General features: G+C 37.8%; 1 protein-coding gene. It reads left to right on the top strand.

The features are described from left to right. Nucleotides 1–73: 73 nt before the first annotated feature. Nucleotides 74–331, top strand: a 258-nt coding sequence (locus tag MZO40_RS17095; RefSeq protein WP_252133484.1) for a hypothetical protein, incomplete at its 3' end; no start/stop codon positions are given.

The following is a 331-nucleotide window of genomic DNA, read 5'->3' on the forward strand; positions in this document are numbered from 1 at the left end:
AAAAAGGCAGATATAGACTTTACTACACATGACTTTTCTGTACGATGACAGTGTGGATTGAGGGTTGAATAGGTTGAAATCGAAATTGTTCTTTTTTTCAGATAGGATTGCTTTTTTGAGAAGATGGTGGTGGCTGCTCGCAATTGGACTTTTTGGCGGTTTACTATTTGGTGCGGGGCTAAGGCAGTTTGGATCGAAACCTGTATACAAATCAAGTGTGGCGTTGCAAGCATATCACTCAAGATCGAATAGCATGTCTAAACAAGCTTATATTAAGCAAAAAAAAACGGAGTTGAATGATCTTTCTAAATATTCAGTAGTTGTGAAGTCA

The organism is Lactiplantibacillus sp. B652 (assembly GCF_023806745.1).
In the GTDB taxonomy this organism is placed as follows: Bacteria; Bacillota; Bacilli; order Lactobacillales; family Lactobacillaceae; genus Lactiplantibacillus; species Lactiplantibacillus pentosus.